Source organism: Chengkuizengella axinellae (assembly GCF_030730905.1).
Lineage (GTDB): Bacteria > Bacillota > Bacilli > Paenibacillales > KCTC-33759 > Chengkuizengella > Chengkuizengella axinellae.
Window position 1 is genome coordinate 11,877 of record NZ_JAVAMP010000011.1, and the last position, 14,595, is coordinate 26,471.

The 14,595-nt window shown below is 34.7% G+C and carries 12 protein-coding genes; 6 read left to right on the plus strand and 6 right to left on the minus strand.

Features of this window, described 5'->3' with window-relative positions; all coding sequences use genetic code 11:
• Nucleotides 1-2 precede the first annotated feature (2 nt).
• Nucleotides 3-1,064, minus strand: a complete 1,062-nt coding sequence (locus Q5Y73_RS17790; protein ID WP_305993266.1) for a stalk domain-containing protein — start codon at nt 1,062-1,064, stop codon at nt 3-5.
• Nucleotides 1,065-1,523: 459 nt separating this feature from the next.
• Here Q5Y73_RS17790 and Q5Y73_RS17795 point away from each other — a divergent pair, with 459 nt between their 5' ends.
• Nucleotides 1,524-2,675: an MFS transporter gene (locus Q5Y73_RS17795; protein WP_305993267.1), complete on the plus strand. Its 1,152-nt coding sequence runs from the start codon at nt 1,524-1,526 to the stop codon at nt 2,673-2,675.
• Nucleotides 2,676-2,751: 76 nt separating this feature from the next.
• On the opposite strand, the gene Q5Y73_RS17800 is transcribed toward Q5Y73_RS17795, so the two are convergent.
• Nucleotides 2,752-3,414 carry a hypothetical protein gene (locus Q5Y73_RS17800; protein WP_305993268.1) on the minus strand — a complete coding sequence of 221 codons (663 nt, stop codon included), beginning with the start codon at nt 3,412-3,414 and terminating at the stop codon, nt 2,752-2,754.
• Between the two features lie 380 nt (nt 3,415-3,794).
• On the opposite strand from Q5Y73_RS17800, the gene hutU reads away from it, so the two are divergent.
• The 5 genes from hutU to hutH all read left to right on the plus strand — a co-directional run bounded on the left by hutU (nt 3,795) and on the right by hutH (nt 9,950).
• Nucleotides 3,795-5,456 (plus strand): urocanate hydratase, encoded by a 1,662-nt coding sequence (gene hutU, locus Q5Y73_RS17805; protein WP_305993269.1) that lies wholly within the window; start codon nt 3,795-3,797, stop codon nt 5,454-5,456.
• Nucleotides 5,457-5,518: 62 nt separating this feature from the next.
• Nucleotides 5,519-6,733: an imidazolonepropionase gene (hutI, locus tag Q5Y73_RS17810; RefSeq protein WP_305993392.1), complete on the plus strand. Its 1,215-nt coding sequence runs from the start codon at nt 5,519-5,521 to the stop codon at nt 6,731-6,733.
• Nucleotides 6,730-7,713, plus strand: a complete 984-nt coding sequence (hutG, locus tag Q5Y73_RS17815) for a formimidoylglutamase (RefSeq protein WP_305993270.1) — start codon at nt 6,730-6,732, stop codon at nt 7,711-7,713. The genes hutI and hutG overlap by 4 nt, the downstream gene beginning before the upstream one ends.
• Nucleotides 7,714-7,792: 79 nt before the next feature.
• Nucleotides 7,793-8,221, plus strand: coding sequence for a histidine utilization transcription antiterminator HutP (gene hutP / locus Q5Y73_RS17820; RefSeq protein ID WP_305993271.1), 429 nt, complete (start codon nt 7,793-7,795; stop codon nt 8,219-8,221).
• A gap of 181 nt (nt 8,222-8,402) precedes the next feature.
• Nucleotides 8,403-9,950: a histidine ammonia-lyase gene (gene hutH, locus Q5Y73_RS17825; RefSeq protein WP_305993272.1), complete on the plus strand. Its 1,548-nt coding sequence runs from the start codon at nt 8,403-8,405 to the stop codon at nt 9,948-9,950.
• A 276-nt stretch (nt 9,951-10,226) separates the two neighbouring features.
• Here hutH and Q5Y73_RS17830 read toward each other — a convergent pair whose 3' ends face one another.
• The 4 genes from Q5Y73_RS17830 to Q5Y73_RS17845 all read right to left on the minus strand — a co-directional run bounded on the left by Q5Y73_RS17830 (nt 10,227) and on the right by Q5Y73_RS17845 (nt 14,334).
• The gene (locus Q5Y73_RS17830) at nt 10,227-10,970 is read right to left on the minus strand and encodes a CAP domain-containing protein (protein ID WP_305993273.1); all 744 of its coding nucleotides are present in this window, start codon (nt 10,968-10,970) and stop codon (nt 10,227-10,229) included.
• A gap of 596 nt (nt 10,971-11,566) precedes the next feature.
• On the minus strand, nt 11,567-12,373 hold the full coding sequence (locus Q5Y73_RS17835) for a hypothetical protein (RefSeq protein WP_305993274.1): 807 nt from the start codon (nt 12,371-12,373) through the stop codon (nt 11,567-11,569).
• A 20-nt stretch (nt 12,374-12,393) separates the two neighbouring features.
• Nucleotides 12,394-12,822 carry a winged helix-turn-helix domain-containing protein gene (locus Q5Y73_RS17840; protein WP_305993275.1) on the minus strand — a complete coding sequence of 143 codons (429 nt, stop codon included), beginning with the start codon at nt 12,820-12,822 and terminating at the stop codon, nt 12,394-12,396.
• A gap of 486 nt (nt 12,823-13,308) precedes the next feature.
• Nucleotides 13,309-14,334 carry a hypothetical protein gene (locus tag Q5Y73_RS17845; RefSeq protein WP_305993276.1) on the minus strand — a complete coding sequence of 342 codons (1,026 nt, stop codon included), beginning with the start codon at nt 14,332-14,334 and terminating at the stop codon, nt 13,309-13,311.
• Nucleotides 14,335-14,595: the final 261 nt, after the last annotated feature.

The window sequence follows — 14,595 nt, forward strand, 5'->3', positions numbered from 1 at the left end:
TTTTAAAGATATTTTGTATAAATTGTAACTGTTTTCGTATTTTGATCCCATTGAACATCAGCGCCCAATGCTTCACTTACAAAACGAAGAGGAACAAAAGTTTTATTATTTATAAGTTCGCCAGGCTGCAATAATTCAACTTTCTGATTGTTTACAGAAGCTGTTTTATCTCCAATAGTTAAAGAGAAATTTAAACTATAACTCTCTCCGGGAAATTTCTCTCCGTAAACTGTTTTCGTATTATTGTTCCAATGTACATCCGCACCTAGTGCTTGAAAAATTTGTTTCATAGGTACAAGTGTGGTTCCATTTTTTATGACTGGCGGTTCTGGAAAGCTTAGTAATTCTCCATCAAGAATAACCTTTATTTCACTGTTTAATAATGAATTATAATCAATATCTTTTAAGGGAATAGATATAGTTGGCGTCCCCTCATTACTTGCAAAAAATTCTTCTTGATTAGGTACTAGATTCAATTGACCATTTTCAATATAAAATGCAGTATCTTCTCTTAAATAAAAGTGGTCATACTTACCTATAGGATCTTCATGATCATAAAGTTCAGTCTTTACTCTTCTTTCAATCGTACTTATGTCTCCTACATTATTTAATGTGATTAATTTCCCGTTATCGCCACCTATAAAGTTGACTGATTTCACTACTGTAAAAGGATGTTTTGAACCTGTTAAAAAATAAATAAGAATGGATACCTGATCATTATCCTGCTTCACTTCATAACTAACGTCCACACTAATATTTCCTGGATTTGGCTCTGCCAAATATCTCGTATTTTGATCTAGCAAATCTTCAATTTGATCATTGATTTGTTTTTGCAAGGATTCATCTGACAACCCTGTTACTACTGGAAGCGTTCCACTTAAAGCAGCACCATTCAAAGATCCAGATAATTCTTTATCACTTACTACAAAATATATAGTCTGTTGACTTTGAACACTCGAGATTGATAGATTTTGATTTAATGCATTTGATGTTATGGATGGATGAATAATACCCCCAAATAATAAAGTTCCTGCTGTTAAAGCTACGATTACATTTTTTTTCATTTTTAAAGCACCTCATTTTTTATATTAGTTGTTCTTGCTTGTTTGTTTTGTTATTGAAATTTCAATCTTACTAATTAGACTGATAACTAATTCATTTAGTCTCAAATTTTTATTTAATTTTATTTTGTATTTATTTCCATACTAATTCCGTAGTACTTTCCCATATCATTTTTCACAAATTGAATATAAAGTAAGGTAACTTCTAATGTATCTAGACTCGCAAATTCCATGCTCTTTATAGTAAACAAAAGTACAGAACTATAGCGAAATTGTATTAAGAGATGTAAAATTGACCCATATCCATTACAATGCTTATAATTAATGTATAAATCAAAAGGAGGAACATATCATGCACGAAATATGACCTCATTGAATCGTTTGAACTAATAAAGAACGTGCACCGCCTTAAAAATATGAAATTCAATTCATAAATTCATTATTTTTAAGGAGTGCGGACAAATGAACATTCAACAGAAAAAAAATTTAACTCATTTATTAATTGCGACATTTATCATTAGTTTATCCATCTCTTTTTTTCAAGTCACATACAAGAACTTTATTGTTGAAGATATAAACGTCACAACCTTTCAATTCGGATTGGTCGATGCGGTGAAGGAAATCCCGGGTTTAATCGCTGTTTTCCTCGTTTTCATTGCAATGCGATTTCATGAACGTAATGTATTCATTTTCTCTGTTGTATTAGTTGCATTAGGCACCGCTTTATTTGCTTTTGCAACTCATTTTAGTGAATTGATGTTGTATACATTTATCTTTAGTACAGGAACACATCTATTATTTATGTACCGAGAGTATTTAATCACGGATTTAACAAATAAAGAGAATAGATCCACCTATTTTGGATATGTTGCAAGCTTAGGTGCAGGCGCTAGTTTATTGGGCATGTTTTTGATTTCGTTACTAAGTCCATATGTAGAAAAAAGCATCCTAATTTTCATTGGATGTCCTATTCTTTTCATCTCTATCCTTTTTATTAAAAAAATGAAGGCTCCAAGCGAGAAGAAAACAAAAGCAACACAGCGACTTTTTCTTAGAAAAGCATACATCCCGTACTATGTTCTTGTATGTTTGTCTCTTGCACGTGAGATGGTGTTTATTACATTTGCATCGTTGTTATTAATCGTGAAGTTCGAAACCTCTCTTGCTACAATGGCTCTATTGTACAGCTTGCATGGAATCATTGCTGTAGTCACTCGTCCTTATGTTGGCAAAGCGATTAAAAAGATAGGTATAAGCAAAGCCTTATCCATTAATTATTTAATTGTTACTCTCATTTTTATTGGTTATGCCACCATCCATCAGGTTTGGATCGTGTACATTTTATTTGTTTTGGACGATGTATTTATGGGGTTTGATGATATTGGAATATCCACGTATGTTGGTAACTTAGTACCAAGAGAAGAGTTAAGCTCTACATTAGCTGTCGGCAGTACATTAGCACATGTTATAGCCGTAACGATTCCCTTTGTTGGTGCTTTGATCTGGTATGTGCTAGGAAGTACGATCCCATTCTTCATTGGTTGTATCATTACCGTAGCAGCTTTCTTCGTTTCTATTAAAATGTTGAACATTACACCAAGCAAGTCGACCTAAAAATAATATAAGCATTGATAAATAGTCCAGTTGTATACCAAATAACTGGACTATTTTATAGAATTCTATTATTTGTTTATTTTACTTTTCTAATTATAAAGGAAAAGAAACGAATCAATATATATCCAACAGGTGCTGCAAATGGCAATAAAATAAAAGAGTAAATGGTTCCCCAAATTAATGTTCCATCGAAGTTAATCGTATCTGTTCCCCCTCTAACAATAGTTTCACCTATTAGTGCACCTATTGTTCCGCTAAATAATATAATAGACCAAGAACATATAAAACTTATGATCCATAATCTTTTATTAGATAGTTTAGTCTGAGGAAGATACAGACTAAGACATACAAAGGTGAGGATAAAAGGAATGATTGTAGCATAAAAAAGCCAACTTTCTCCCATAAAGAGAATATTTATTCCTCCTCTCACCAAAGTCACAACTGTTATTACTACTATTGTTCCACAAAAATAAATCATAGACCAAATAAAAATAAATCTTATGATCCAAGACCTTTTATTTGATGGTTTATTTTGAGAAGGATAAAACTTTAAGAAAATCAAGGTGATGATAAAGGTAAGGATGCTAGTGAAAATGATCCATGTATTTTCTAAAAAATATGGAAAATAACCAAAGTAAGTCCATGCGTAAAATGCTCCGAATATTTTGAATGGATTAATGCAAATAAACCAAAATAAAATTCCAAAAATAAAGCCAATAATAACTTTCTTGATTTTCATAGTATCCCCCTAGTATATAAACTCTTAATCCGAGATTATAACATAGATTAAATGAATAATATGGAAAATTTATTATTAAATTCTTTTCATATTTATAATAATTGGTCGTAACAGATCAAACGAAAGATTATTATTATATTATACTTATCGTTAACTTCATTCATACAATATCCCTCTAAAATTATGTATATACAAACTCAAATACCTAAAAATATGTTTACTATATAAAAATAGTCCAGATAAATTAAAAACTCTGGACTATTTTTATAATTTTAGCGCAAATTTACCACTTCAATCTGAAGATTCTTCCTTTTCAGTTTTAAAGTTCATCTATACGATAAAAATAAGAAACGTATGATGATGGAAAGGATGATTCTCTTATGTCAAAAACAGATCAAACGATTAGAGCCCCAAGAGGCAATGAGCTAAATACAAAAGGCTGGATTCAAGAAGCTGCACTTCGCATGTTAATGAACAATTTAGATCCTGAGGTTGCTGAAAAACCCGAAGAGCTTGTAGTATACGGCGGTATCGGTAAAGCGGCAAGAAACTGGGAAAGTTATCATAAAATTGTAGAAACATTAAAAAAACTAGAAAACGATGAAACACTACTAGTACAGTCAGGTAAACCGGTAGCAGTATTTAAATCACATGAAAATGCACCTCGTGTATTAATCGCAAATTCCAACCTTGTGCCTGCTTGGGCAAACTGGGAGCATTTCAGAGAGCTTGATCAAAAAGGCCTCATGATGTACGGACAAATGACGGCTGGAAGTTGGATTTATATTGGAACGCAGGGGATTCTGCAAGGGACTTACGAAACGTTTGCTGAAGCTGCTAAACAGCACTTCCAGAACACCTTAAAAGGAACCATTACTGTTACTGCTGGATTAGGAGGTATGGGTGGTGCACAGCCTCTTGCAGTTACAATGAATGATGGTGTTGTTATTGCTATCGAAGTAGATGAAACTCGAATTAAACGTCGCATTGAAACAAAATACTGTGATGTCATGGTGAAATCATTAAACGAAGCGATTGAGTTAGCTGAGAATGCAAAGCAAAAAGGAACACCATTGTCCATCGGATTATTAGGCAACGCATCTGAAATCTTGCCTCAGATGATAAAGGACGGTTTCATCCCTGATTTGGTCACAGATCAGACCTCTTCACATGATCCATTAAACGGATATTTACCCGAAGGTATGACACTTGAGCAAGGAGAACAGCTTCGTCAAGATGATCCTGATCAATATATCCAACTCGCTAAGTCCAGCATTAAAAAACACGTAGAAGCCATGGTGCAGCTTCAAGAAAAAGGTGCAGTAGTTTTTGATTACGGCAATAATATTCGCCAAGTAGCCTATGATGAAGGTTTTGAAAATGCTTTTGCTTTCCCTGGGTTTGTGCCTGCTTTTATACGCCCACAATTTTGTGAAGGAAAAGGACCTTTCCGCTGGGCTGCATTATCTGGCGATCCCGAGGATATTTATAAACTAGATGAAGTCATTTTAAAAGAATTTAAAGAAAACGAACATTTATGCAAATGGATCAAAATGGCTCGTGAGAAAGTCGCTTTTCAAGGGCTTCCTTCCCGCATTTGCTGGTTTGGTTATGGAGAAAGAGCGAGGTTTGGAAAAATCATTAACGATATGGTAGCATCGGGTGAATTATCTGCACCTATCGTCATTGGTCGTGATCACTTGGATTGTGGCTCTGTAGCTTCTCCAAATCGTGAAACCGAAGATATGAAGGACGGCAGTGATGCAATTGCAGATTGGCCAATTCTGAATGCATTGATTAACGGTGTAAATGGAGCCAGCTGGGTCTCTGTTCATCACGGTGGTGGTGTAGGCATGGGTTATTCCATTCATGCAGGTATGGTCATTGTAGCTGATGGAACGAAAGAAGCAGAACAGCGATTAGAACGTGTGTTAACCTCTGATCCTGGTATGGGAATTGCTAGACATGCAGACGCAGGATATGACTTAGCGATCAAAACAGCCAAAGAAAAAGACGTCCACCTGCCGATGATAGAAAGATAGGAGGGATAACATTGATCAACAAAGCAGATTTATTGCTCATAAATATAGGTCAGTTACTTACGATGAACGATGGTTTAAATAGGGCAAAAAGGGGGGCGGAAATGAATGAACTCCCTTTCATTGAAAATGGAGCTATTGCAGTTACCGATGGAGAAATCTCTTACATCGGAACTAGTGAAGAGGCTAAAACCATCATAGCTGATGAAGTAATCGACTGCAAAGGAAAGCTAGTTACACCTGGTTTGGTAGACCCGCATACTCATCTTGTATTTGGGGGATCACGCGAACATGAAGTCTCATTGAAGCAGCAAGGCGTATCTTATTTAGATATATTAAAACAAGGTGGAGGCATCTTATCTACAGTACGAGAAACTCGTAAAACCTCTGAACAATCCTTGATAAATAAAGGACTCTTTCATCTAGATCGATTAATGTCCTATGGGATTACAACATTGGAAGCAAAGAGCGGGTACGGTTTGGATAAGGATACTGAGCTAAAGCAGTTAAGAGTAATCAAAGAGCTGAATAAACAACATGCAATGGATCTTGTCCCTACTTTTTTAGGTGCACACGCCATACCAGAAGAATACAAGCAGAATTCAGATGCTTTTCTACAAGAGATGTTAAATTTATTGCCAGAGATTAAATACGAGCATTTAGCCGAATTTGTTGATATATTCTGTGAAACAGGTGTATTTACAGTTGAGCAATCTAGGCAGTTTTTACAAAAAGCGAAGGAAGAAGGTTTTCAAGTCAAGATCCATGCAGACGAAATTGATCCTCTAGGTGGTACGGAAATGGCTGCTGAAGTAGGTGCGATCTCAGCTGAGCACTTGGTTGGAGCTTCTGATTATGGTATTGAAAAATTGGCTGCATCAAACACGATTGCTGTATTGCTTCCTGGTACAACATTTTACTTAGGAAAAGACAAATTTGCACGGGCAAGAGACATGATTGATCAAGGGGCTGCGGTAACCATTTCAACAGACTTTAACCCCGGCAGCTCTCCGACTGAAAACATTCACCTTATCATGAATCTTGCCATGTTAAAGTTAAAAATGACACCAGAGGAAATATGGAATGCAGTGACTACAAATGCAGCATATGCTATCAACCGTGGAGACAAAGCAGGAAAATTAATGGTTGGTCGAGAGGCAGACATTGTACTTTGGGACGCTGATAATTATCATTATGTGCCATATCACTATGGGGTGAATCATGTACAGCGTGTATTTAAAGGTGGAAAACAGATATACGAAAGAAGGAATTCGTTGTGAATGAACCTTTTCAATATTTAAACAAAGCAGGTAGTGCTAAATTTACAGATCGTCATATTAAAAAAGCAGCAGATCTGCTACAAAACTGGGATGGAAAGGAAATCAAAGGAGCAGCACTTATTGGCGCCCCTCTTTCCAAACCATCTATTAGTCATTCAGGTGCTTCGTTTACCCCAAATGTGATTCGTAATCTGTTGCAATCGTACACTACCTATGCCATAGATGAAAATAGAGATCTCAACTATCCTATTGTGGATTGTGGGGACATTTATATGCATGTTACAGACCTTATTCAGTCCCAAGAACGAATTCAAAAAACAGTGGAAGAGTTATGCACAGCTCATCCACAAATGATACCCATTTTACTAGGTGGAGATCATTCAGTGAGTTATCCCAGTATTGAAGGATTTGCAAAAGCAAAAGGGAAAGTAGGCATCATTCAGTTTGATGCACATCATGATTTGAGAAATCTTGAAGATGGTGGACCATCGAATGGAACCCCATTCCGAAGTTTAATTGAATCCAGAGTAGTTAAGGGTGACCAATTAGTTCAAATTGGGATTCGCAACTTCTCCAATAGTCAGATATACCGTGATTATGCACAGGAACAAGGTGTTACAGTGTATACAATGAGAGATGTGAGGAACCAATCAATTCAAGCGATTATCCATGATAGTATAGAACTTTTAAAAAACAAAGTTGATGTTATTTATGTTTCTGTGGATATGGATGTATTAGATCAATCCTTTGCTCCTGGCTGTCCAGCGATTGGACCAGGAGGCATGGATAGCCAAACCTTGTTGGATGCCATTCACTTACTGGGTGAGGAAAAGCTAGTTCAAGCCATGGATATCGTAGAAATTGATCCTACTTTGGACTTCCGAGATATGACTAGCCGCATTGCTGTGCACGTCATCCTTACATTTTTACTTTCTCAGAGTCACGAATTAACTTTAGAAAGTGAAGCAAATAATATTTGACACCATCATGACCAAACTCATACAATAATGGTAGTGAATAGTCTTTAGAAGAAAATTTAATATTGAAAGTGAGATATAAATGTCTTTACAAGCAGATCACCGTATTGGAAAACAAGCGATGCTTTTATTACTCTCCGAAGACGAGAGCTATATACCTGATGATTGGATAAGCTGCACAGGTAAAGTAGGGACTATGGACTCACAAAAAATTGTGGCAGCCATTGAAACCGCAGCAAAAAACAACGGGATCATTAACGGTGATATATATCGAGAAACACATGCTTTGTATCATGCTATTATTGAAGCCTTGCATGGGATTACTAGAGGTCAATTATCCATCGGCTCTGTATTAAGAACCGTAGGATTACGTTTTTCGATCATTAGAGGAAATCCATATGAAAAACAACAAGAAGGGGAATGGATTGCTGTCGCCTTATATGGTACCATAGGGGCTCCAATAAAAGGTCTAGAGCACGAAACCATGGGGTTAGGCATTAATCATATCTGAGACACCCCAAAAAGTGAAGCTTTTTAAAACAAAATAGTTTTTGCCCATAGATTTTAGTACAGTCACTAGGGGGCTATATTTTTGAAATCAGCTGATTTCAAGATATAGTCCTCTTTTTATTTTCCTTTAATCAAGTAAAGCGAAACAGCGGACAAATAAACTACATGAGGAGGAGAACGGAATGATCACATTGACAGGAAATTCTTTAACAATACAAGAATTGAAAAAGGTTCTATATACTAGTGATAAAGTAATCGCTTCGAAAGAAAGTATGGAAAAAGTAAAAGAAAGTCGTAAAGCAGTTGAAAAGATCGTAAAAGAAGAAAGGGTTGTATACGGAATTACAACAGGCTTCGGAAAGTTTAGTGATGTTCTTATTCAAAAAGAGGATGTTGAGAAGCTCCAATTAAATTTAATTCGTTCTCATGCATGTGGTGTAGGAGAACCTTTCCCAGAACAAGTTAGTCGAATGATGACGTTATTACGTGCAAATGCTCTGCTAAAAGGATTCTCAGGTGTTCGTCCAGTAGTCATCGAAAGATTACTTCAGTTAGTCAATGCACAAATTCACCCTGTCATTCCTCAGCAGGGTTCCTTAGGGGCAAGCGGTGATTTGGCACCACTTTCACATCTTGCCTTAGTCCTAGTTGGAGAAGGAAAAGTGTTTTATAAAGGAAAACAAATGGAGGCCATAAGTGCACTTGTTCAAGAAAAAATAACACCTATTACTTTATCTGCAAAAGAAGGATTAGCCCTTATTAACGGTACTCAAGCCATGACAGCGATGGGTGTGCTCGCTTATATTGAGGCTGAAGATTTAGCTTTACAAGCAGATCAAATCTCATCACTTACCTTTGAAGCATTGCAAGGTGTCATTGATGCGATGGATGAAGATATTCATTTAGCACGCGGTTATAATGAACAAGTTGAAGTGGCAAAACGAATTAGAAAATATCTTGAAGGAAGTCAGTTAATTACTAACCAAGGAGAATTGCGTGTTCAGGATGCATACTCCCTTCGCTGCATTCCACAGGTACATGGTGCCACTTGGCAAACTTTAAACTATGTGAAAGAAAAGCTAGAAATAGAAATGAATGCTGTAACCGATAACCCTCTAATCTTTGATGATGGAGAAAAGGTACTCTCAGGTGGTAATTTCCACGGACAACCGATTGCATTTGCGATGGACTTCTTAGGAATTGGGATGGCGGAAATAGCAAATATTTCCGAACGTCGCATTGAACGTTTAGTCAATCCGCAATTAAATGATCTTCCTCCATTTTTAAGCCCTCAACCTGGATTACAATCTGGAGCTATGATCATGCAATATTGTGCGGCTTCCCTTGTATCTGAAAACAAAACACTTGCACATCCAGCAAGTGTGGACTCTATTCCGTCCTCTGCGAATCAAGAGGATCATGTTAGTATGGGAACGATTGGAGCAAGACATGCACATCAAATTATTCAAAATGTAAGAAATGTGTTGGCCATTGAGTTGATTTGTGCGATGCAAGCTTGTGATTTAAGAGGAAAAGAAAAAATGGCAGGTTTTACTCGTAACATTTTAGAAAATGGGAGAAAAGTCACACCCTTCATTACAGAAGATAGAGTATTTTCAGAAGACATTGAAAAAGTAGCTACTTGGTTAGCTAGTGGAATGGATACAAAAATAGATAAAAATGATATTCCTTTCGATTCTAAGTTGAAATTAAAAGCAATGAACCTATAGAACTTGTACTAATAGAACAAATATTTTACACATTCACTACTCTTAAACGCAATTCTAAAAAGACCTTTTTATGAAAAGAAAAATGGTCTTTTTTTATTTTTAAATATATATAGAATATAAAATGATTCAATAGGGAAATCTACCTCTTGTGGGGCAAGGTGAAAAGGCCACCTTTCGGTGACCAAATTCACATCATGAGCCCGACTTCTTTTCCCTTGAAAAATCAGGGTCATGACGTGATGAAGCAATTACATTACATAATTACTTCACATATTCTTATTTACCAATGAACATTTGTGTCCAATAGTCGCCTTCTTCTACATATCCAACTCCAATGTGAGTGTAGCTAGAACTTAAAATGTTTTTGCGATGACCTTCACTATTCATCCAAGCATTAACTACTTCTTCAGGTGTTTGCTGACCATAAGCAATATTCTCTGCAGCGGATGTGTAAGATATACCAAATGATGTCATCATATCAAAAGGTGAACCATAAGTTGGACTATTATGATCGAAGTATCCTCTAGATTGCATATCTGCAGACTTTGCCTCTGCAACTTCACTTAACTCTAAATCAACTTCAAGTGGAGCTAATCCATATTTAGCACGCTCCGCATTTGTTAAATCTACTACTTGTTGTTCAAAATCAGCTAAATCAGAAGCTTCTTCATTCGTTGTTTCATTTTCAGTAGTTGTAGTTTCTTCAGGTGCTTCTGTTGTTTGTGTTGGTTGAGCTGGTGCTTGGTAGTTAGGTTGAGCAACAACTTTTGGCGTTTTTACGCCCTGTGCATAGTTTCCTTGCTCTACTTGTTTCATAAGTTCATCAATATTGATGTTATATTGGCTGCCTACTTGGCTTATTGCTTTCTCTATCATTTGGTTCATCTCAGCTTGACTCAACTGAGAACCTACCTTATAAGTTTTTACTTGTAATTGACTAGCATCTGCAGAATTAATTCCTGTTGATGAAACTAATAATGCTGTGGCTGCTGCAATCGATAGAAACATTCCTTTTTTCATGATGTCAATTCCTCCTGGGTTTTGGTTTGTTTTTTTCTCTTGCACAATTACTATAACATACGTTTTTGAGAATTTAGGAGGATGAATCTTCCATCTATGAAAATAGAAATATATCATTTTATCTACACTTTTATCCCAAACATTGATATATCAATAGTTTGCAGCATATATTGATATAAATAAAAAGCAACCGTTTTCCACCCAAAATAAGATAAATAATCAAATTATTGGATGGAAAATAGGGTTGACATATTTTTATGAAAAGTATTATTTATGTAATGTTTTCAATTATTTAGTTGATTGAATCTGTTTATGCCTGTATCTATCGCTTTTTTCTCTAATATTAAGTTAATGTTATTTTAATGTTATTTTAATGTTTTATCAAATCTAATATATGGAAGATAGATAATCGATTACCTTATACATTCATATATAACGATAATAGACATAAAAAAGTTTTAGTTTTTATATTCATCTAATAGAAACCAGCAGCTAGATTTTTGTGACACATTTTATTAATCATTTATATACCTTTTAGAGATAAACCGCGTTAAATGACCTAATCACACATGGTTTATTCTCTCAAGGTATTTTTTTTATTTACTCAACCACCATTTTTCTTCCTCAATCAACCAATTCGGATCAAAAGCCATGTCCTTGCTCTCTTCTATTAATCTTATCGTTTCATCAAACTTCATTACTTCTTCTTTTATGGTTTGAAATGATTTCGCTTCTGTATTCATTCCAAACTGTTCTGCTCTATAAACAATCAGAACTTGATCTTCACTATATATTGGGTAATGATAGGCTTCTTGCCATACCTGTAAAAAAGACTTTCCTGTTGTATCTATATTTTTTTGATGTACTTCCCCATATAAACTTTCCCATGGATCGTTATAAACAACAGAGTAGAACTGCTTAGCAGCTTCAATCAGTTCACTTTCCTGTCCTGTTGGATGATTTACAGCGAATAACATTTCAATTAGATGTGCTAAGGAATATTTCTTATAAATATCTATAGCAACTTCAACAGTTCGGTTTGTTTTTTCGTCGGATAAAATAAGGTTGCCCTCTCTTGAATCACTAAACAAAATATCGTTAACTATAGGATGACCAAATGTAAAATCCTTATACTGTATTTGATTAAAATCAGCTTGAGATTCTGCCTTCACAATAAAATCTTGATGAATAGATAAAGAAGATAAGGCAATATTGTTTTTCGTTATACTGTTATATTGATTCTGAGTGTTGTCATTCGCATCATTTATGTCAATATTAGTTTCTTTAGTCTGTTCAGTTGCAAAAATCGGTTCTGAATCTCCTGCTAATTTAATAATGAAGATTACTGCTACAAATAAAAGTGTTGCAACCATTAAGATTTTTACCCATTTATTCGATTTCAACATTCAAGCCTCCTTCAATTTTATTTATAATTGTTACACCATTTATATCCATAACCCCATACGGTTTTAATCCAACTTGGCTTTGAGGGATTATCTTCAATTTTTTTACGCAGCCTTCTCATATTCACATCTACAATTTTTGGATTGCCTAGATAATCAATGCCCCAAATGTCATCCATTAATTCATTTCTACTGACAGCTCGACCTTGCTTTTCTTTTAATGTCCTTACTATCGTAAACTCTGTCGGTGTCAAATCAATCATCTTCTTACCTATTGCCATTCTTTTTTCATCAGGATACAAAACGATCAAAGAAGTCCAATTATAATTTTCAATGCCTTCTCCTTTAAAAGGTGCATTAAAACTTCCTAATGCGGGATAAAGGCAGCTTTTTCTCTCTATATCTATAGCTGTACACATGCCATCTTCTAATAAAAATTTGGTATTCATCTAACCCACCCTTAATTAATTTAATAGTTAACATCATATTTAGTATGGAGTTATATCTTTATTAATTAGAAACCGCATCATATCTATTTGTGACAATTTGTATGAATGAATCATACTGCTTATTTAAAACAAGCTCTATTTATAGAACGAAAAAAAGGTTTGAAAAGTTTTAATTACTTTAGCATCCAGTCATTAACTAGAATGCAAATGGATATCATTTTGAATTTAGTAAGTTTTTTTGAATCTACTTAAAAGTATAAAGATCAAAACTAAATAATTTATAAAACAAAACTAAAGAAAATCTTAAGAAAATTGTTGAGAACTCAAATAAATGGGTATACACAAACAAGGGGGTGTCCTAAAATTCCAAAAAAAGAAACTGAAGTAGATCGTTCATTCTACTTCAGTTTCTTTTGGATTGTAAATATTTTATTTTTGTTTCATTTCTTTAATAAATAGTGTTCCAATGATCTTGTTCGTTTTTCATTACGGACGATCTGCATAAAATTCTTCTTCTGTTTGTCCGGTTTCTTCCATATGTTTCTCTTTATAATATTCTTGTACCATATCATTTATTTCATTACTTGTTTTTCCTGCAGTGTCCATTCCCATCTCAATTGCCTGCTCCATGCTCCAGTTTAAAGTTCGAATATTCCCTATATGGTGTCCAAAAGTATCTACACCTAATTCTTTTGCTTCAGATAGTGTTTTATCCCACTCAATTAAACTTAGATCTAAAAACAGATTTAAAATTTGAGCAGCTGGTGTTTCTATCACAGCATATGTTCCATTTTCATTCACTGGTAAATCTATACTTGGATTTTCATAAACTTCATAAGCCATTGTTTTGATTTCTTCATCCGTTTTATCTGTTAAATCAATACCAGCATCTTGATATACTTTAGAATCAAGTTGGTAAGCTAATTTCAATTGTTCTATACCTTCTTCAATTGAACTTTGAAGAAAAACCTCTCTCTCTTGATCTACCTTAGCTATTATCTCTTCATTAGTTAGATCTGAAATATCTATTCCCATGAGTTCAGCTTCACCTTTTAAAATACCCATTTGATTAGATACTTTAACTTTAATTTCTTCTGCAATTTCCTTATTTGTTTTCCCTTCTGGATTCACTCCTGCCATTAATGCATCAAGTTCTAAAATAGATGCATTAGGATCGGTAGAGTGAACACCCATCCCTTCGTACTCCTTCAAAATTTCTCTAAACTCATGATATGTCACTATTTCTCCATTAACATCATAGGTTTTACCATCTTTAAATTGGATGATGATATTTCCTGCAATGTCATGAATCACTTTTCTGTCTAAGTCAAAAGTTAAACCATATTGTTTAAAAGTATCTAGTGGGACATCTACTTTTTTAACTTGTTCTTGTCCTATCACTCCTACTTCTGGTGGTTGAATGGGTTCATTTGAAGTATTTGCGTAAGAAAATGCCCCCCCTATGATTAACGCTGATAATGCTGTTGCTGCTACGATTTTTTTACCTTTCATATCTTCTTTATCTCCTTTTGTTTTTTCTGTTTTTTGTTTGTTCACCTTATAGAAACCAGCAGCTTGTTTTTTGTGACACTTAATAAATTTCTTTAAAAAAGTCTAGTTCAATTTATTTTTGAATAAGAAAAAATCTCCTGTAAAAGATGCCGTAGAAGATTATTTCATTATAAAGGATCAAGTCAACTTCACATGCGAGACAACCATATCATAACTGATTCTCTTATGAATGATAAGTGGAAATATGAGTAACACAACCCA